Raw genomic sequence first — 16835 nt, forward strand, 5'->3', positions numbered from 1 at the left:
CTGCACACCCTGGCCCCCAGCGCCAGCCTGGCCGAACTTCAGGCCGAGCTGGATCGCGGCCTGGTCGCCATCATTGCCGACGCCTCAGGCTTTTATGGCCTGATCACCCGCGTCGACCTGCTTAACCACCTACGGAGATCCCTTGCATGAGCCAGCCCGATAAAAGCGCGTTTGCCACCCGTGTGATCCACGCCGGGCAGTCACCCGACCCGACCACGGGTGCGCTGATGCCGCCGATCTACGCCAACTCTACCTACCTGCAAGACAGCCCCGGCGTACACAAGGGTTTTGACTATGGCCGCTCCCATAACCCCACGCGTTTCGCCCTGGAACGCTGCGTGGCCGACCTTGAAGGCGGCAGCCAGGCGTTTGCGTTTGCCTCGGGGCTGGCGGCGATCTCCACTGTGTTGGAGCTGCTGGATGCCGGCGGGCATATCGTCTCGGGCAACGACCTGTACGGCGGCACCTTCCGGCTGTTCGACAAGGTGCGCCAGCGCAGTGCCGGGCACCGCTTCAGCTATGTCGACCTCAGCGACTTGTCAGCCTTTGAAGCGTCATTGCAGGACGACACGCGCATGGTCTGGGTCGAAACCCCTAGCAACCCGCTGCTGAGCCTGACCGACCTGCGGGCCGTGGCCCGCATCTGCCGTGCCCGCGGGATTACCTGCGTGGCCGACAACACCTTCGCCAGCCCCTGGATCCAGCGCCCGCTGGAGCTGGGCTTCGACATCGTGGTGCACTCCACCACTAAATACCTCAATGGGCATTCTGATGTGATCGGTGGTATCGCTGTGGTTGGCGACAACGCTGAATTGGCCGAACGCCTGGGCTTCCTGCAAAACTCCATTGGCGCCATCGCCGGGCCGTTCGATGCCTTCCTGACCCTGCGCGGGGTAAAAACCCTGTCGCTGCGCATGGAGCGCCATTGCAGCAATGCCCTGGACCTGGCCACCTGGCTGGAACAACAGCCGCAAGTGTCGCGGGTTCACTACCCAGGTTTGGAATCCCACCCACAGCACGACCTGGCGAAACAGCAGATGCGCGGATTTGGCGGGATGATTTCAGTGGACTTGAACAGCGACCTGGCCGGCGCGACGCGCTTTCTGGAAAACGTGAAGATCTTCGCCCTGGCCGAGAGCCTGGGGGGCGTGGAAAGCCTGATCGAACACCCGGCAATCATGACCCATGCCAGCATCCCGGCGGCGACGCGAGCGCAATTGGGCATTGGCGATGGACTGGTGCGGTTGTCGGTGGGGGTTGAAGATGTGGAGGATTTGCGCGCAGACCTGGCGCAGGCCTTGGCCCACATCTAACCGCCATGATCGTTCCCACGCTCTGCGTGGGAATGCCGCCCGGGACGCTCTGCGTCCCCAAGCGTGACGCAGAGCGTCACAGGATGCGTTCCCACGCGGAGCGTGGGAACGATCAGTGTGGGTCAGCCTTGGGTGATGTTGGCCCGCGCTGCATGCAGCTTCTTGTAGCTATCGATCAAGCGCAAATGCCGGTCCAGGCCTTCCAGCTTCATGCTGGTCGGCGTCAGCCCATAAAAGCGCACGCTGCCGTTAACCGAACCGATCACCGCGTCCATGCGCTCATTACCGAACATGCGCCGGAAGTTGGCCTCGTAATCGGCCAGTTCCAAGTCGTCATCCAACTCCATCTCCAGCACCGCGTTCATCGCCTGGTAAAACAACCCACGCTCAACCGTGTTGTCGTTGTACTGCAGGAACATCTCCACGCACTCCTTGGCCTCTTCATACTGCTGCAAGGCCAGGAAGATCAGCAGCTTGAGCTCCAGGATGGTCAGTTGGCCCCACGCCGTGTTGTCATCGAACTCGATGCCAATCAACGTAGTGATATCGGTGTAGTCGTCCAGCTCGCTTTCTATCAGGCGCTCGACCAACGCCTGCAGCTCCTCCTCGTTGAGGCGGTGCAGGTTAAGGATGTCTTCGCGGAAAAACAGCGCCTTGTTGGTGTTGTCCCAGATCAGGTCGTCCACGGGGTAGATTTCCGAGTAGTCCGGCACCAGGATGCGGCAGGCGGTAGCGCCCAGGTGCTCATACACCGCCATATACGATTCTTTGCCCATGCCTTCGAGGATGCCGAACAGCGTGGCGGCTTCCTGGGCATTGGAGTCTTCGCCCTGGCCGGAGAAGTCCCACTCGACGAACTCATAATCGGACTGGGCACTGAAGAAGCGCCACGACACCACGCCGCTGGAATCGATAAAGTGCTCGACGAAGTTGTTCGGCTCGGTGACCGCCTGGCCTTCGAAGGTCGGCTGCGGCAGGTCGTTCAAGCCTTCGAAGCTGCGGCCTTGCAGCAGCTCGGTGAGGCTGCGTTCCAGCGCCACTTCCAGGCTGGGGTGCGCGCCGAACGAAGCGAACACGCCGCCGGTGCGCGGGTTCATCAAGGTCACGCACATCACTGGGAATTCACCGCCCAGGGACGCATCCTTGACCAGCACCGGAACGCCCTGGGCTTCCAGGCCTTCGATGCCCGCCAGGATGCCCGGGTACTTGGCCAGCACGTCGGCCGGTACGTCCGGCAGGGCAAATTCGCCTTCGATGATTTCGCGTTTCACCGCCCGCTCGAAAATCTCCGACAGGCACTGCACCTGGGCTTCGGCCAGGGTGTTGCCGGCGCTCATGCCGTTGCTCAGGTAGAGGTTTTCGATCAGGTTGGACGGGAAATACACCACCTCGCCATCGGACTGGCGCACGAACGGCAGCGAGACAATCCCACGGGCCTCATTGCCGGAGTTGGTGTCGAACAGGTGCGAACCGCGCAGCTCGCCCTCGCGGTTGTAGACTTTCAGGCAGTAGGCATCAAGGATTTCACTCGGCAACTCATCGTTGGAGCCCGGCTGGAACCAACGCTCGTCCGGGTAATGCACGAACGGCGCGTTGGCCAGATCCTCGCCCCAGAACTGGTCGTTGTAGAAAAAGTTGCAGTTCAGGCGCTCGATGAACTCGCCCAGCGCCGACGCCAGCGCGCCTTCTTTCGTCGCGCCCTTGCCGTTGGTAAAGCACATCGGCGAATGGGCGTCGCGGATGTGCAGCGACCACACGTTGGGCACGATATTGCGCCACGAAGCGATCTCGATCTTCATGCCCAGGCCGGCGAGAATCGCCGACATGTTGGCGATGGTCTGTTCCAGTGGCAGGTCCTTGCCGGCAATGTAGGTGCCCGCCTCGGACGTGGAGTTGGGCATCAACAGCGCCTGGGCATCGGCGTCGAGGTTGTCGACTTCCTCAATCACGAATTCCGGCCCGGCCTGCACCACTTTCTTCACGGTGCAGCGGTCGATGGAACGCAGGATGCCTTGGCGGTCCTTGTCGGAGATGTCCGCGGGCAATTCGACCTGGATCTTGAAAATCTGATTGTAGCGGTTTTCCGGGTCGACGATGTTGTTCTGCGACAGGCGAATATTCTCGGTGGGAATATTGCGCGTCTGGCAGTACAACTTCACAAAGTACGCCGCACACAACGCCGACGAAGCCAGGAAGTAGTCGAATGGCCCAGGTGCCGAGCCATCGCCCTTGTAGCGGATGGGCTGGTCGGCAATGACCGTGAAGTCATCGAACTTGGCTTCAAGCCGAAGGTTGTCGAGAAAGTTGACCTTAATTTCCATGCGGGCACACCAGAATAACGAGCTAAACAAATTGGCCGCCATTATGAAGCGTTTCGCCGGGAAGTCTCAGGGATTTGCGTATGGGCTGCCGATCGGTGCTAACTTCCAACTAGTTAGATAATGTTCACCTCTGCCAGGACAGGCCATGGAACCGATAGCGACGAACGCCGCACTGTTGATCATCGATATGCAAAAAGGCATGGCCGATCCCACCCTTGGCCGCCGCAACAACCCAGACGCTGAGCTGCACATACAGCAATTGCTCAATGCCTGGCGCCAGGCGCAACGCCCGATCATTCATGTGCGACATATATCCCGCGCTGACGCTTCGGTGTTCCGGCCAGGCCAACCCGGCTGTGAGTTCCAGGATGCGCTGCACCCCCTGGCCCACGAGCATGTGGTGGAAAAAAACGTACCGGATGCGTTCAGCGCCACGGGCCTGGAGCGCTGGCTGCACCTGCGCTCGATCCAGCAGTTGGTGATCGTCGGCGTCATCACCAACAATTCAGTGGAGTCCACCGCACGCTCGGGCGGCAACCTGGGGTTCGACGTGATCGTGGCGGCGGATGCGTGTTTTACCTTCGACCAAACCGACTTGTCGGGGCGGCTGTGGGCGGCAGAAGATGTGCATGCTTTGTCGCTCAGCAACTTGGCGATGGACTATGCAAGGGTGTTCCAGACGAGTGAAATCCTGGCCAATCATTAATAAGCAATGCAGACATGCGTCAGGGCAAACGCACGATGGCGACCGCTTGCCGGCCTGGACGGTTAAAACACCCCGGCATCCTCCAGCATTTGCGGCAACGCTTGCGGCCATACCGTATCGCTCGTTGCGCGCAGCGCCTCTGCCGACCACCAGCGATGGTCCGCCATCACCTGTGCCTCCTGCTGCGTCCACTCGGCCCTGGATAACGCCTCGCTGGGCGCATGCACAACGAAGTACCGCTCAACCGCCAGCACCGTTTCGCCGCAGGGTAGCATCAAGGTCACGTTGCGCTCTGCTACACATTCCCCGACGCTGCTGACCGTGATACCCGTCTCTTCGCGCAACTCACGAATCGCGGCGCTGTGAAAGGTCTCCCCGGCCTCAACGCCACCGCCCGGCGTGGCCCAGTAATCCTGGCCGGCCAAGGCGCCTTCTTTGTGCACGAAGCGAAACAGCAACACTTGCTGTGCAGGGTTTATGACCAGTAATCGTGCCGCTTTGCGTTCACGCATCAGATTGATTCCTTTCTATGACTGCTGAATTCATCCAGCTCAGAAACGCCCGCAGGCGTGTCGTAAATGCCTGGCCCTCGGCGCTCGGGTTGCGTGCCTCAAACAGGAAGTAGGCGATTTGCACGCGCATGGTCGGGTAATGCTGAACAAACAGGCCGACGTACTCTTCCAGGGTTTGCGGCCAGGTTTGCGCATCTTGCGCTCGCAGAGTGTGGGTGGCGCGGATCAAGGCCCGCGATGCTTCCCGCTGCAAGCGATGGCGTACCTGCTCAGTGCTGGCCTGTTCGATACCTACCAGATACGCCGTGAGCGCCTGTTCAAAATCGCCGTTGACCGCCAGGGCAATGGCGCAGGACGGGCGAAACGGTTCGAAGTGCAGTGACAGGTCTTCGCCCCAGATACAGCGGCAATGATGTTTGAGCCAGAAGCCCCAACTGTTTCGGTTCTCGGGCGCCAACACCTGGGCGTGGTGACCGATGTCGAAGTCGATCTTGGTGACTTGGGGATGCCGTTGCTCCAAGGCGAGTCGGGCCGACTCCAATTGTTCAAGCACGGGCGCATCCGGTGGCTCGACCAGTATCAGCGAAAGGTCAAGATCAGAAACGCCGATCTCACCTTCACCCCGTGCGATGCTGCCATATAGGTAAATCCCGTGCAGCCCCAGTTCTGGCCGGGACAAGGTAGCGCAGATGTCCGTCAGCAGGGGCTGGAACTCGGGTTGTATAGGCCGATCGGCAACGGTGAGGATATAGCCGTCGACATCAATGCCTGCAGATTTTTGGGTGTTCACGGGCGGTGCACCTCAATCACCAGACCTTCCTCTTCACTCGGCACACTGAAATGGCGAGTGATCAGGTCGAACTCGGCATCGGTGGCGGCAAAATCGTGCTCACCCCGGGCGTTGCGCGCGTGCAGGCGCGCACGACAGGTGGCATCGTCCAGCTCCAGGTAATGCAGGCAGTGCGGCACCTTGGCTGCCTGGGCCAGGCCGAGCAACCATTGACGATTGGCGAGGGTGTTGGCCGGAAAATCCAGCACCACATTGACGCCGCATGCCAACAGATCGATCACCAGCGGCTCAAGTACCCCACGAACCCGCTGGGCACAGCGCAGATAGTCGGCAATGCTCAGGATCTCACCAGGGTAGAGACTGGCCAGCCACTGGTCTTCGCTGAGCACAATGGCCCCATGCTCGGCAGCCAGGGTTTTGGCGAGTGTGGACTTACCGGAGGCGATCTTGCCGCATAACAGGTGCAGGGTTGGCATAAAACGATTCCTTGTTGTGGCCAAACAGGATGAGTCATGACGCTGGCGTCGTAAACACATCCAGGTACATCTGCCAGGAAACATCGCCATCTCTCAATGAACTTTCTGACAAATGACAGGCTCCTTTCCTATGCGAAGTCAGCGCGCCCTGAGTCCAGGGTGCAGAACGATAAGGAGCCGCCACCGACATGACTACCCTCCCCACTTACCCCGTCGTCAGGCCCGGGCCGTTGCACGGGACTTTGCTTGCCGGCACCGTGCCGTTGTTTCTCGGAGCCTTGCTCAGTGATATCGCCTACGGCCAGACCTACCAGATTCAATGGGCCAATTTTGCCTCCTGGCTGATCGCAGGAGCGTTGGTGTTCTGTGGCTTTGCCCTGCTGTTTGCGCTGGTCAACCTGGTGCGTGCCGAACACAAGGGCGGACGCCCGGTGGCGTACTTCCTGCTGTTGCTGGGCACTTGGGTGCTAGGGCTGGTGAACGCCTTTCAGCATGCCAAGGATGCCTACGCCATGATGCCTGCTGGCTTGGTGCTGTCGGCGATTGTCACCGTGCTGGCGATTGTCGCCACCTGGCTCGGCTTGACCAACCTGCGCTCAGGAGCTGCCCGATGAAACCACTCAACACACTGACCCTGCTCAGCGCCGCCCTGTTGCTGAGTGCCTGTGGCGGCGAAGGTGACAAGACCCAGGCACGCGGCCCTGACCCCAAACTGCCCGAGCAACAAAGCAGCCTGTTGCCGAGCATGAAGATTGCCGAGCCCACACCGTGGGGCGAACAAAAGCCCAAGGTGCCCGAAGGCTTCAGCGTGACCGCCATCGCCAAGGACCTTGCGATCCCGCGCCAGACCCTGGTGCTGCCCAACGGCGATATCCTGGTGGCCGAAGGCCGTGGCGGCAGCGCGGCCAAGCTCAAGCCCAAGGACGTGATCGCCAGTGTGATCAAGGCCCAGGGCAACACCCAGGTCAAAGGCGGCAACCGCATTACGCTGCTGCGTGACGCCGACGGTGACGGCACCTATGAACTCAAGACCGTGTTCGCCGATAACCTCAACGCCCCTTACGGCCTGGCATTCGCCGACGGCAAGCTGTATGTGGCCAACCAGGATGCACTGGTGCGTTTTGACTACGCCGACGGCCAGACCAAGGCCAGCGCGCCACCGGTCAAAGTCACCGACCTGCCGGCGCAGATCAACCATCACTGGACCAAGTCGTTGGCCGTGAGTGAGGACGGGCGTCAGCTGTATGTGGGCATCGGTTCCAACAGCAACATCACCGAACGCGGCATGGAAGTGGAGATCGACCGTGCGATGGTCTGGCAGATCGACGCGGCCACCGGCGCGCACAAACCCTACGCCACGGGCCTGCGCAACCCGACGGCGTTGACCATCCAACCGGGTTCCGGGCAACTGTGGACGGTGGTCAACGAGCGCGATGAGCTGGGCCCCGACCTGGTGCCGGACTACCTGACGTCGGTGCGCGAAGGTGCCTTCTACGGCTGGCCCTACAGCTACTGGGGCCAGAACGTCGACCCCCGCGCACAACCGCAAAACCCGGCCAAGGTGGCTGCGGCGATCAAGCCCGATTACAGCCTGGGTTCCCACGTGGCCGCGTTAGGCGTGGATTTCTCCATCCCCGCCCTGGGTGAAAAATTCGCTGACGGCGTGTTTGTCGGCGAGCACGGCAGTTGGAACCGTGACAACCCAGTGGGCTATAAAGTGATCTTCGTACCGTTCAGCAACGGCAAGCCGGCGGGCGAGCCCATCGACTTTGCCACCGGCTTTCGCGGCGACGACGGCAAAACCCGTGGCCGCCCGGTTGGAGTGACCGTGGACCCCAAAGGCGCGCTGATCATTGCTGACGACTTGGCCAATACTGTTTGGCGAGTCACACGTAACCAATAATCGAGGAACTACGCAATGAGGTAGTGAGACTGATGTGTAGGCGGTTTTGATCCAACATGCTGTTCGGCTGTCAGGCTGACATCGGGCGCACACAAGGTCTGTGCCAGGCGCTGATTTTGTGGGCAATACGTAACCAATGTGGGAGCTAGCTTGCCTGCGAAAGCGGTGGTTCAGTCGCAGATCCAGTGACTGACAAACCGCCTTCGCGAGCAAGCCCGCTCCCACAGGCCCACCGTCATTTGATCGCTGTGTGATACCTGGCCGTTACCGCAACACAGCAGCAGCCCCGCTACACGCCTGCCCCGCCCGCTCACAGATCTCCCAGCCGCCCCCCAGCGCCTTATAGATCCCCACCACCGCCAAGCGCTGCTCCGTGCGCGCCGCGGTCAATGCGCGGCGGCTGGTGAAGTCGGCACGTTCGGCCTCAAGCACATCCAGGTACACACCCTCGCCTTGCGCAAACCGCTCGCGCGCAAAGCTGGCGGCCTCACGATTGGCGGCCGCCTCCAGCAGCCGCAAGCCCAGGGTGTTGCCGGCCGTGCGGTTGGCCTGGAACGCATCATCGGTTTCCTGCAGGGCCCGCAACACGGTCTGGTCATAAGCGATCAAGGCCGCCTGGGTGCGCGCCTCGCTGGCGGCAATCCGCGCACGTACGCGCCCGGTGTCCAGCAGCGACCAGCGAATCACCGGCGCGATAAAGTTCGACTGCATGCCCGCATCGCCCAGGGCGCTGAGGCTTCCGGCCAGCAAACCGATGGAGCCCTGCACCTGAATGTCCGGATACAAACCAGCGGTTTCCACGCCGATCTGCGCGGTCGCGGCCGCCAGCGTGCGTTCGGCCGCGGCGATGTCGGCGCGGCGCGCCAGCAAGCCAGCTGGGTCTCCCACCTGCAGCGTGCGCAGGTTCAAGGTTTCACGCCCAGGCCGGGCCTGCGGTGGCTTGAACCCTTGAGGCGCTTGCCCCAGCAGCACCGCCAGCGCGTTGGTTGCCCTGGCGCGACGTCGCTCCAGGTCAGGCGCTACCGCCTCCACATTGCGCAACAAGGCCTCGGCGCGCAGCCGGTCGAATTCGGTGGCGGCGCCGACGCTGACCATCTGCCCCACCAGGCCCAGGCTGTCGCGCTGGCTCTGGCTGATATCCGCAACCACGGCCTGCTCGGCTTCGATGCCTTGCAGGTCAAACCAGGTGGCCGCGACAGTCGCCGCGACGCTCGCTTGCACGTTGCGCAATAACGCCTGACGCGACCCCGCCTGGGCCTGGGCCGCCTCCACCGAGCGACGCACGCGGCCAAACAAGTCGATTTCCCAGGCCGCATCCACCGCCGCGCGGGTGGTTTCAATGGAGCGCTGCTCGCCGAACGGGGTCTGGACCTCGCTGCGCTTGCGATGCTCGTAGCCCAGGGCGGCGCCGCCGCTGGGCAGGAAGCCTTGGCGGCTTTCACGCAGCAGCGCCTTGGCTTCGTCCAGGCGTGCGGCGGCGATGCCGATGTCGTGGTTGGCCGCCAGTGCCTGCTGGATCAATTGGCTCAGTGCCGGCTCATCAAACACCTGCCACCACTGCACCTCCACCTCGCCCGGACCAAGCCCGGCAATGGGCGCGCCAAAGCTCGTCGCCCGTTGCGCAGCGGGCAGCACCGGCGCGGAATAGTCCGGCCCCACCGAACCGCAACCAGCCAGCAGGGTCAACGACAACACAAAAGCTGGATACGCCTGTTTCATGATGCGCTCTCCTTTAGCTGCACCTTAGGGCTCGCCCCCTGGCGCTCCACGCGCAGCGCCAGGCTGCGCATCACCACATAGAACACCGGCGTCAGGAACAGGCCGAACAGCGTCACGCCCAACATCCCGGCAAACACCGCAACCCCCATGGCATGGCGCATCTCGGCACCGGCGCCACTGGCAAACACCAGCGGCACCACGCCGGCGATGAACGCCAGAGACGTCATCAAAATAGGCCGCAGGCGCAACTGACACGCGTGGATCACCGCTTCCAAGGGGCTGGCGCCTTCGGCTTCGAGGCTGCGGGCAAACTCGACAATCAGGATGGCGTTCTTCGCCGCCAGGCCCACCAGCACCACCAACCCGATCTGCACGAACACGTTGTTGTCGCCGTCCACCAGCCACACGCCGAGGATTGCGCTGAGCAGGCACATGGGCACGATCAGCAACACCGCCAACGGCAGCAGCCAACTGTTGTACTGCGCGGCGAGGATCAGATACGCCAGCAACACACACAGCGGGAAAATAAACAGGGCCGATGACCCGGCAAGTTTTTGCTGGTAGGTCAGGTCTGTCCATTCATAGGTCACGCCCTCGGGCAGTACCTCCTGGGCCAAGCGTTCCATAAGCGCAACCGCCTGCCCCGAGCTGACCCCTGGCATCGCGCCGCCAGAGATATCCGCCGACGGATAGCCGTTGTAGTGAATCACCCGGTCAGGCCCGGAGCTCGGCGTGACCGTGACAAATGCCGACAACGGCAGCATGTCGCCGGCGGCATTGCGCACCTGCAGACGGCCGATGGCTTCGGCCTGCATGCGGTGGTCTGCATCGGCCTGTGCCGTGACTTTGTAGGTGCGGCCAAACCGGTTGAAGTCGTTGACATACAGCGACCCCAGGTAGACCTGCAGCGACTCGAACACATCCGCCAGGCGCACGCCCTGGCTCTTGACCTGGGTGCGGTCGATGTCGACATTCAGTTGCGGCGCGTTGACGTCCAGGCTGGTCATCAACCCGGCCACCTGGCCTGACTCAGTGGCTTTGGTCATCAGCATTTGGGTCTGCTGCACCAACGCCTCAAGCCCGACGCCGCCACGGTCTTCGACCTGCAGCTTGAAGCCCCCGGTCACCCCGAGCCCCGGTACCGGCGGCGGTGGGAATACGCCGAGGAAGCCGTCGGGGATGCTCGCAAACTTGGCTTGCAGGCGCCCGGCGATGGCGACCGCTGCCATATCCGGCGAGGTGCGCTCCTTGAACGGATCAAGCATGACGAACATTACCGCCGCATTCGGGACGTTGACGAAACCGTTGACCGACAGCCCCGGGAACGCCACCACACTCTCGACCCCCGGTTCATCCAGGGCGATTTTCGACATTTGCCGCACCACCGCATCGGTACGCTCCAACGAGGCCGCGTTCGGCAGTTGGGCGATGCCGACCAGATAGTATTTGTCTTGCATCGGCACGAAGCCGGCCGGTACCGCGTTGAACCCAAACCAGGTCAACGCCAGCAAGCCGCCGTAGGCCAACAGCGCCACGCCGCGGCGGCCGACAACCTTGCGCACGGTGTTGCCATAGGCTTGCGGCGCACGCTTGAACGGCCGGCCCAGTACCTCCAGCAGCCGCGTGGCGCGACCGCGCAGGCTACGCGGGTCGGGCGCCACGGCGGCATGCCGCGGCCGCAACAACAGGCCGGCCAGCGCCGGGCTGAGGGTTAACGAGTTGACCGCCGAGAGGATGGTGGAAATCGCGATGGTCAGCGCAAACTGCCGATAGAACTCGCCTTGCAGGCCGCTGAGAAACGCGGTGGGAATGAACACGGCCGCCAGCACCGAGGTGATCGCAATGATAGGGCCGGTGACCTCGCCCATGGCCCGTCGTGCAGCTTGCATCGGCTCCTCGCCGTTCTCGATATGCCGCTCGACGTTCTCGACCACCACGATGGCATCGTCGACCACGATGCCAATCGACAGCACCAGGCCGAACAGCGACAAGGTGTTGAGGGAGAAGCCCATCAGGTGCATGACCGCGAAGGTGCCGATGATCGACACCGGCACGGCCATCAAGGGGATCAGCGACGCGCGCCAGTTGCGCAGGAACACCACCACCACAATCACCACCAACAGGATCGCTTCCATCAGCGTGATGGCCACCGACTCCAGCGAAGCGCGCACAAACACGGTGGGGTCGTAGGCAATCCGCGACACCAGCCCTTCCGGGAAGTTGGCCTGCAGGCGCTGCATGGTGTCGCGCACCGACTGCGCCACATCGAGGGCGTTGGCCCCAGGGCTCTGGATGATCTGCAAGGCCACCGCCGGCTCGCCGTCCAACAGGCTGCGCAGCGCGTAGGCATCGGCGCCCATCTCGATACGGGCCACATCGCGCAAACGCGTGACCTGACCGTTATCGCCGGTGCGAATGATGATGTCGCCAAACTGCTCTTCGTCCGTCAAGCGCCCCAGGGTATTGACCGTGACCTGAAAGGCCGCAGTGGAATCCGGCGACTGGCCGACCGAGCCCGCCGCCACTTGCACGTTCTGCTCGCGCACGGCGCCAATCACATCGCCGGCGGTCAAGCCACGGGCGGCGATCAGGTCCGGGTCGAGCCACAGGCGCATGCTGTATTCACCCGCGCCCCACACCAGCACATCGTTGATCCCCGGCAGCCGCGACAACTCATCGCGCACCTGCAGGTAGGCATAGTTGGAGATGTAGAGCGGGTCATAACGTTGGTCCGGGGACAGCAGGTGCACCACCATGAGGATGTCCGGCGAGGTTTTCTGCGTGACCACGCCCAGGCGCTGCACCTCTTCGGGCAAGCGCGGCAAAGCCCGCGACACACGGTTCTGCACCTGGATCTGGGCCATATCCGCGTTGGTGCCCTGGGCGAAGGTCGCGGTCAGGATCATGCGGCCGTCGGTGGCCGACTGCGAGGTCATGTAAAGCATGCCCTCGACCCCGGTGATCACCTGTTCCAGCGGCGCTGCCACTGTCTCGGCAATTACCTGCGGGTTGGCCCCCGGATACGACGCAGTCACTTGCACCGTGGGCGGCGTGACGGCGGGGTATTCGCTCAACGGCAAATGGAAGAAGGCCACGATGCCGCCGATCATCATCAACACCGAGAGGACGATGGCGAATATCGGTCGGTCGATGAAAAAGCGTGGGAAGCTCATTGCACGCCCCCCACCGCCAGCGGCGCCTCAAGCGGCTTGCCCTCGATGCTGGCGGCCAGTGGTGTTACCTGCATGCCCGGCCGCACCAGGCCTTTGACGACAATGCGCTCGCCCGGTTGCAGGCCCTGTTCGATGACCCGCAGGCCGTCGACCACCGGGCCCAGTTCGACCGGGCGGTATTCGGTCTTGTCACCCTCACCCACTACCAGCACATAACGGCGGCCTTGGTCGGTGCCGATGGAATGGTCGGCAATCAACACCCGGGGTTGCGCCGCGCCGGTATCCAGCTTGACCTTGGCGAACAGCCCCGGCGTCAAGCGTCCATCCGGGTTCGCCACCACCGCACGCACGCGCACGGTGCCGGTCTTGCGGTCGGCCGAGTTGGCCAGAAAGTCCACGCGCCCGGCCCGTGCATAGGTGGTGTCATTGAGCATTGCCACCATGACCTTGGCGGCTTGTTCACCCTTGGACCCGGCATGCTGCCGCGTCGCGGCCAGCGAATGCAGGTAGGTGCGTTCATCCACATCGAAATACACATGCAAGGGGTCGATGGAGACAATTGTGGTCAGGGGTGTTTCCCCACGGGTGACATAGTTGCCTTGCGTCACCAGTGCGCGGTCGATGCGCCCGCTGATAGGCGCGGTTACGCGGGTGTAACTCAGGTCCAGTTGGGCCGTGTCTAGCGCCGCCCTGGCGGCTTCCACCTGGGCCCTGCCGGCATTCAGCGAAGCAACGGCGGTGTCGAGGCGATCACGCGCCACCACCTTCTTGGCAAACAACTGCTCGGCGCGGCCATGCTCGGCCTGGGCCAGTGATGCATTGGCCTCGGCCTCGCGCAAGCGCGCCTTGGCGGCGTTCACTGCCGCCTGGAACATGCGCGGATCGATCACAAACAACGGGCTGCCCTTGGCCACGAACTGGCCTTCGGGCACGCTGACACTTTGCAGATAGCCACTGACTCGCGGGCGCAATTGAACCTGGTCGATGGCGGTCAATGAACCGGTGTACTCCACAAACGGCGTCACCGCCCGCGCCACCACCTGGGCCACCGGCACACCAGGTGGCTGAGCGGCTGCGGCTGGCGGCGCCTTGTCCGAGCATCCGCCCAGCGTTAACGCTACGGCCAACGCGCCGGCAATCAGGCTTACTGGTTTGGTGTACATCGTTCACCCTCCTTGGAATTTTCAAGACAAATCGACACTTGGGGTTTTTATCCGGCTTGCCATACTGGGAAGGTCAAGCGCTATAAAACCGGGGGTGTGTTTTGTCTGAGAAATATCTGGAGGGCTAAACAGGTAGGAGCGAGCTTGCTCGCGAAAAACTCACAAGCGCCGCGCTTATTCAGGAAGAACGCGTCATCGTTGACGTTTTTCGCGAGCGAGCTCGCTCCTACAGTCAGGTCCAGGCGACTACCAACAAGCCTGCGCCCAACACCAGGCACAACGGGGAGTAAAAATACGTATCCAGGCGAGCAAACTTCGACCCGCCGACCTTCTTGAAAAACCCCACCAGCTCCGAATCCCCGATCGCCCGGGCAAACATCAGCACGGCAATCGCGCTGATGCCCCACTGCAACGCCCCGTGGGACACCGGCGAGAAATACAACCCGGCGCGCAGGCACACAAGCAAGGCAATCGCCACCAGCCCCATCGCCACCAGAAAAGTGCCCAGCGCCGACGGTTTGAACGCCGGCCTCGGCCCGCTGGCGAACTCTCCGGGCAGTTGCGGGATAGCGGCCAGGCTGCCGAGCTTGCCACCCGCAGCCCAATACAAATGCACCATGCTGATGAAGGTAAATACCCCGACGATCCATCGCGCAATGACAAAGCTCATGGTCGGCGCTCCACAAAAATGTGCGAATGAGGATAGTCGCCCTGAGATTTTTTGCAGGCATTTCGTCGGTCGCTGATGATAAAGTGCCACCCCATGAAACTCGCCCGTGCCGACCGCTCACTCATTGCCTGGATGCTTTACTGCTGCGTCCTGTTCAATGTGTTCGCCTGCAGCATTGGTCATGGGCAGATGGTGGGGATGCAGCTCAACGGCATCAGCGGCCAGTTCTGTACGCTCGACCCACGTACCCAGGCGCCGCTGCCCAGCAACTCGACAGACGAAAACCTGCCCACGCTATCCAAGGCATTTGGTTGCCCGCTGTGCTCTACCGGCGGCATGGGCCCGGCGCTCAATTCCCACCTGAACGTGGCGGTGCTGCCACACCCCCATGCGCCGCCTGCTGCGGTGGTGCTTGCTGCTGACATTCCCGCCCGCTTCACCTGGCCTGCGGCTAATCCCCGCGCGCCACCTGCCGTCGCCTGATCCCTGCGCTTTCTGATCTGCATCGCCCCGTTGCCGTAAGGACTACGGGTAGCTGTGCGTTGTTTTCGAGCCAAGTTTTCAGGATTCAACCATGAAACATTTACCCCTGTTGGCGGGCCTGTTCGGCTGCCTGCCTGTTTGCGCCTCAGCCCTTGAACTGGCGCCGACCACCATTGATGGCGAGCAAAGTGCCGAGCCGGGCCTGGCCCTGGACCAACCCAGCGGCATGGCCTCGCGCCTGGGCCTGAGCGTGCGGGAAACCCCGGCGTCAGTGGCCATCGCCAACCGCAACGATATCGAGCGCCACGGCGCCAAGACCTTCCGCGATGCGGCCAATACCCTGCCCGGTGTCAACGCCAGCGCCCCGCCCGGTTTTGGCGGCTTTGTCTCGTACCGGGGGTTTAGCAGCAGCCAGATCACCCAGATGTTCAACGGCATCAATGTCGCCACGGGCCTGGCGCGGCCGGTGGATGCGTGGATCTACGACCGCGTCGAACTGGTGGGCGGCCCCTCCTCCTTGATCAACGGCGCAGGCTCCGTGGGTGGCTCGTTGAACTACGTGACCAAGCTGGCAACCCGCGAGGAACAGGCCGTCGAAGGCCAACTGAGCTATGGCAGCTACGACACCGCCGGCATGGCGTTCGGCCTCAACCATGCGCTGACCGAACCCGGCGCCGACGTACAGCATTACGCCCGCCTGGACGTGAGCCGCAACACCAACCACAGCTACATCGACCGCGATCAGCGCGATGCCTGGAGCGTCGCATTCTCCCTGCTCAGCGACCTCACCCCGAACCTGTCCCACACCCTGGCGCTTGAGTATCAGGACGAACATGAAGACAGCCCGTACTGGGGCACGCCGGTGCTCAACCCCAAGGCCGGTGAACTGAAGATCGACAAGCACAACCGCTTCAATAACTACAACGTTGCCGACGGTCGTTATGAGCAACGCACGATCTGGGCACGGTCGATCATCGACTACCGGATCAACGACAGCACCACACTGAAAAATACCCTCTATCACCTCGACAGCCAGCGCGACTATCGCAACCTGGAGACCTACCAGTACAACGCCGACAACAGCGCGGTGAACCGCTCAACGGCCTATCAGGTGCGGCATCAGGGCGAGCAGAACGGCAACCAGTTCGAACTGCGCCATGACACGAGGGTGTTCGGCCTTGCTACCACCTGGTCGGGCGGTTTTGAGTACAAGGTCAACAGCACCACCAACAGCCCCTTGAACGTGACGGGCAAAAGTAGCGTGGACCCGAACCACTACGACCCAGGGCACTTCTATGATATTCCCGGTACCCAGCCAGGTTTCGTCAAGGACAAAACCAACCAGGTGACCACCAAGGCGCTGTTCGTGGAAAACCGTCTTGGATTGACAGACAAGCTCTCGCTGCTGACCGGCCTACGCTATGACGCCATCGACCTGGACGTGACCAACCACCGCACCCTCACCGCCACCAACCCACGGCACTTCAAGCGCAGTTGGGAACCGGTAACGGGCCGGGTGGGCCTGACCTATCAGTTCATCCCGTCCGCCAATGTCTATGTGCAATACAGCACCGCCGTCGAACAGCCCAATACCACTACCCAAGTG

Annotated in this window: 14 protein-coding genes and 1 pseudogene; 7 read left to right on the forward strand and 8 right to left on the reverse strand. The window is 62.4% G+C overall.

The features are described 5' to 3' along the window. Together GIW04_RS16625 and GIW04_RS16630 are read left to right on the forward strand one after the other, a co-directional pair. Nucleotides 1-150: pseudogene (locus GIW04_RS16625) on the forward strand (cystathionine beta-synthase); the annotation flags it as partial. Further along, a complete protein-coding gene (locus tag GIW04_RS16630; RefSeq protein WP_034134968.1) occupies nucleotides 147-1313 on the forward strand; it encodes a cystathionine gamma-synthase in 1167 nt (388 codons plus the stop codon). The pseudogene GIW04_RS16625 and the gene GIW04_RS16630, both read left to right, overlap by 4 nt. A gap of 122 nt (nucleotides 1314-1435) precedes the next feature. On the opposite strand, the gene GIW04_RS16635 is transcribed toward GIW04_RS16630, so the two are convergent. Then, a complete protein-coding gene (locus GIW04_RS16635) occupies nucleotides 1436-3634 on the reverse strand; it encodes an OsmC domain/YcaO domain-containing protein (RefSeq protein WP_236301378.1) in 2199 nt (732 codons plus the stop codon). A gap of 145 nt (nucleotides 3635-3779) precedes the next feature. Here GIW04_RS16635 and GIW04_RS16640 point away from each other — a divergent pair, with 145 nt between their 5' ends. Beyond that, a complete protein-coding gene (locus tag GIW04_RS16640) occupies nucleotides 3780-4340 on the forward strand; it encodes a cysteine hydrolase family protein (RefSeq protein ID WP_003191639.1) in 561 nt (186 codons plus the stop codon). Nucleotides 4341-4402: 62 nt separating this feature from the next. Here GIW04_RS16640 and GIW04_RS16645 read toward each other — a convergent pair whose 3' ends face one another. Genes GIW04_RS16645 through GIW04_RS16655 form a run of 3 tightly spaced genes read right to left on the reverse strand, consistent with a single transcriptional unit; the run spans nucleotide 4403 to nucleotide 6118 of the window. Next, entirely contained in the window at nucleotides 4403-4852 is a 450-nt protein-coding gene (locus GIW04_RS16645; protein ID WP_003191640.1) for an NUDIX hydrolase, read from the reverse strand. Beyond that, complete coding sequence (locus GIW04_RS16650) at nucleotides 4845-5642, reverse strand: nucleotidyltransferase domain-containing protein (protein WP_120248122.1); 798 nt, start codon at nucleotides 5640-5642, stop codon at nucleotides 4845-4847. Before GIW04_RS16650 ends, GIW04_RS16645 begins: the two co-directional genes overlap by 8 nt. After that, nucleotides 5639-6118 carry an AAA family ATPase gene (locus GIW04_RS16655; RefSeq protein ID WP_034134965.1) on the reverse strand — a complete coding sequence of 160 codons (480 nt, stop codon included), beginning with the start codon at nucleotides 6116-6118 and terminating at the stop codon, nucleotides 5639-5641. The genes GIW04_RS16650 and GIW04_RS16655 overlap by 4 nt, the downstream gene beginning before the upstream one ends. Nucleotides 6119-6306: 188 nt before the next feature. Here GIW04_RS16655 and GIW04_RS16660 point away from each other — a divergent pair, with 188 nt between their 5' ends. Further along, nucleotides 6307-6732 carry a DUF2231 domain-containing protein gene (locus GIW04_RS16660; protein ID WP_003191643.1) on the forward strand — a complete coding sequence of 142 codons (426 nt, stop codon included), beginning with the start codon at nucleotides 6307-6309 and terminating at the stop codon, nucleotides 6730-6732. Further along, nucleotides 6729-8021 carry a PQQ-dependent sugar dehydrogenase gene (locus tag GIW04_RS16665; protein ID WP_120248123.1) on the forward strand — a complete coding sequence of 431 codons (1293 nt, stop codon included), beginning with the start codon at nucleotides 6729-6731 and terminating at the stop codon, nucleotides 8019-8021. The genes GIW04_RS16660 and GIW04_RS16665 overlap by 4 nt, the downstream gene beginning before the upstream one ends. A gap of 264 nt (nucleotides 8022-8285) precedes the next feature. On the opposite strand, the gene GIW04_RS16670 is transcribed toward GIW04_RS16665, so the two are convergent. The 4 genes from GIW04_RS16670 to GIW04_RS16685 all read right to left on the reverse strand — a co-directional run bounded on the left by GIW04_RS16670 (nucleotide 8286) and on the right by GIW04_RS16685 (nucleotide 14746). Next, nucleotides 8286-9740, reverse strand: coding sequence for an efflux transporter outer membrane subunit (locus GIW04_RS16670; RefSeq protein ID WP_003191645.1), 1455 nt, complete (start codon nucleotides 9738-9740; stop codon nucleotides 8286-8288). Next, entirely contained in the window at nucleotides 9737-12913 is a 3177-nt protein-coding gene (locus GIW04_RS16675; RefSeq protein WP_094774662.1) for an efflux RND transporter permease subunit, read from the reverse strand. The genes GIW04_RS16670 and GIW04_RS16675 overlap by 4 nt, the downstream gene beginning before the upstream one ends. Then, the gene (locus GIW04_RS16680; protein ID WP_120248124.1) at nucleotides 12910-14076 is read right to left on the reverse strand and encodes an efflux RND transporter periplasmic adaptor subunit; all 1167 of its coding nucleotides are present in this window, start codon (nucleotides 14074-14076) and stop codon (nucleotides 12910-12912) included. Before GIW04_RS16680 ends, GIW04_RS16675 begins: the two co-directional genes overlap by 4 nt. Nucleotides 14077-14308: 232 nt before the next feature. Further along, nucleotides 14309-14746, reverse strand: coding sequence for a DUF3995 domain-containing protein (locus GIW04_RS16685; protein WP_003191649.1), 438 nt, complete (start codon nucleotides 14744-14746; stop codon nucleotides 14309-14311). Between the two features lie 93 nt (nucleotides 14747-14839). On the opposite strand from GIW04_RS16685, the gene GIW04_RS16690 reads away from it, so the two are divergent. Then, nucleotides 14840-15229 carry a DUF2946 domain-containing protein gene (locus GIW04_RS16690; protein WP_120248126.1) on the forward strand — a complete coding sequence of 130 codons (390 nt, stop codon included), beginning with the start codon at nucleotides 14840-14842 and terminating at the stop codon, nucleotides 15227-15229. 91 nt (nucleotides 15230-15320) lie between these two features. Further along, nucleotides 15321-16835 (forward strand): TonB-dependent receptor (locus GIW04_RS16695; protein WP_236479065.1); only part of this gene is annotated, 1515 nt, incomplete at its 3' end.

This window comes from Pseudomonas sp. PA-4-8C (genome assembly GCF_021606625.1).
GTDB classification, from domain to species: domain Bacteria; phylum Pseudomonadota; class Gammaproteobacteria; order Pseudomonadales; family Pseudomonadaceae; genus Aquipseudomonas; species Aquipseudomonas lactis.

Coding starts and splice junctions, on each gene's coding strand:
- GIW04_RS16680 (WP_120248124.1), bottom strand. CDS start 14,076: ATGTACACCAAACCAGTAAGCCTGATTGCCGGCGCGTTGGCCGTAGCG.
- GIW04_RS16690 (WP_120248126.1), top strand. CDS start 14,840: ATGAAACTCGCCCGTGCCGACCGCTCACTCATTGCCTGGATGCTTTAC.
- GIW04_RS16635 (WP_236301378.1), bottom strand. CDS start 3,634: ATGGAAATTAAGGTCAACTTTCTCGACAACCTTCGGCTTGAAGCCAAG.
- GIW04_RS16665 (WP_120248123.1), top strand. CDS start 6,729: ATGAAACCACTCAACACACTGACCCTGCTCAGCGCCGCCCTGTTGCTG.
- GIW04_RS16675 (WP_094774662.1), bottom strand. CDS start 12,913: ATGAGCTTCCCACGCTTTTTCATCGACCGACCGATATTCGCCATCGTC.
- GIW04_RS16655 (WP_034134965.1), bottom strand. CDS start 6,118: ATGCCAACCCTGCACCTGTTATGCGGCAAGATCGCCTCCGGTAAGTCC.
- GIW04_RS16640 (WP_003191639.1), top strand. CDS start 3,780: ATGGAACCGATAGCGACGAACGCCGCACTGTTGATCATCGATATGCAA.
- GIW04_RS16630 (WP_034134968.1), top strand. CDS start 147: ATGAGCCAGCCCGATAAAAGCGCGTTTGCCACCCGTGTGATCCACGCC.
- GIW04_RS16645 (WP_003191640.1), bottom strand. CDS start 4,852: ATGCGTGAACGCAAAGCGGCACGATTACTGGTCATAAACCCTGCACAG.
- GIW04_RS16670 (WP_003191645.1), bottom strand. CDS start 9,740: ATGAAACAGGCGTATCCAGCTTTTGTGTTGTCGTTGACCCTGCTGGCT.
- GIW04_RS16660 (WP_003191643.1), top strand. CDS start 6,307: ATGACTACCCTCCCCACTTACCCCGTCGTCAGGCCCGGGCCGTTGCAC.
- GIW04_RS16685 (WP_003191649.1), bottom strand. CDS start 14,746: ATGAGCTTTGTCATTGCGCGATGGATCGTCGGGGTATTTACCTTCATC.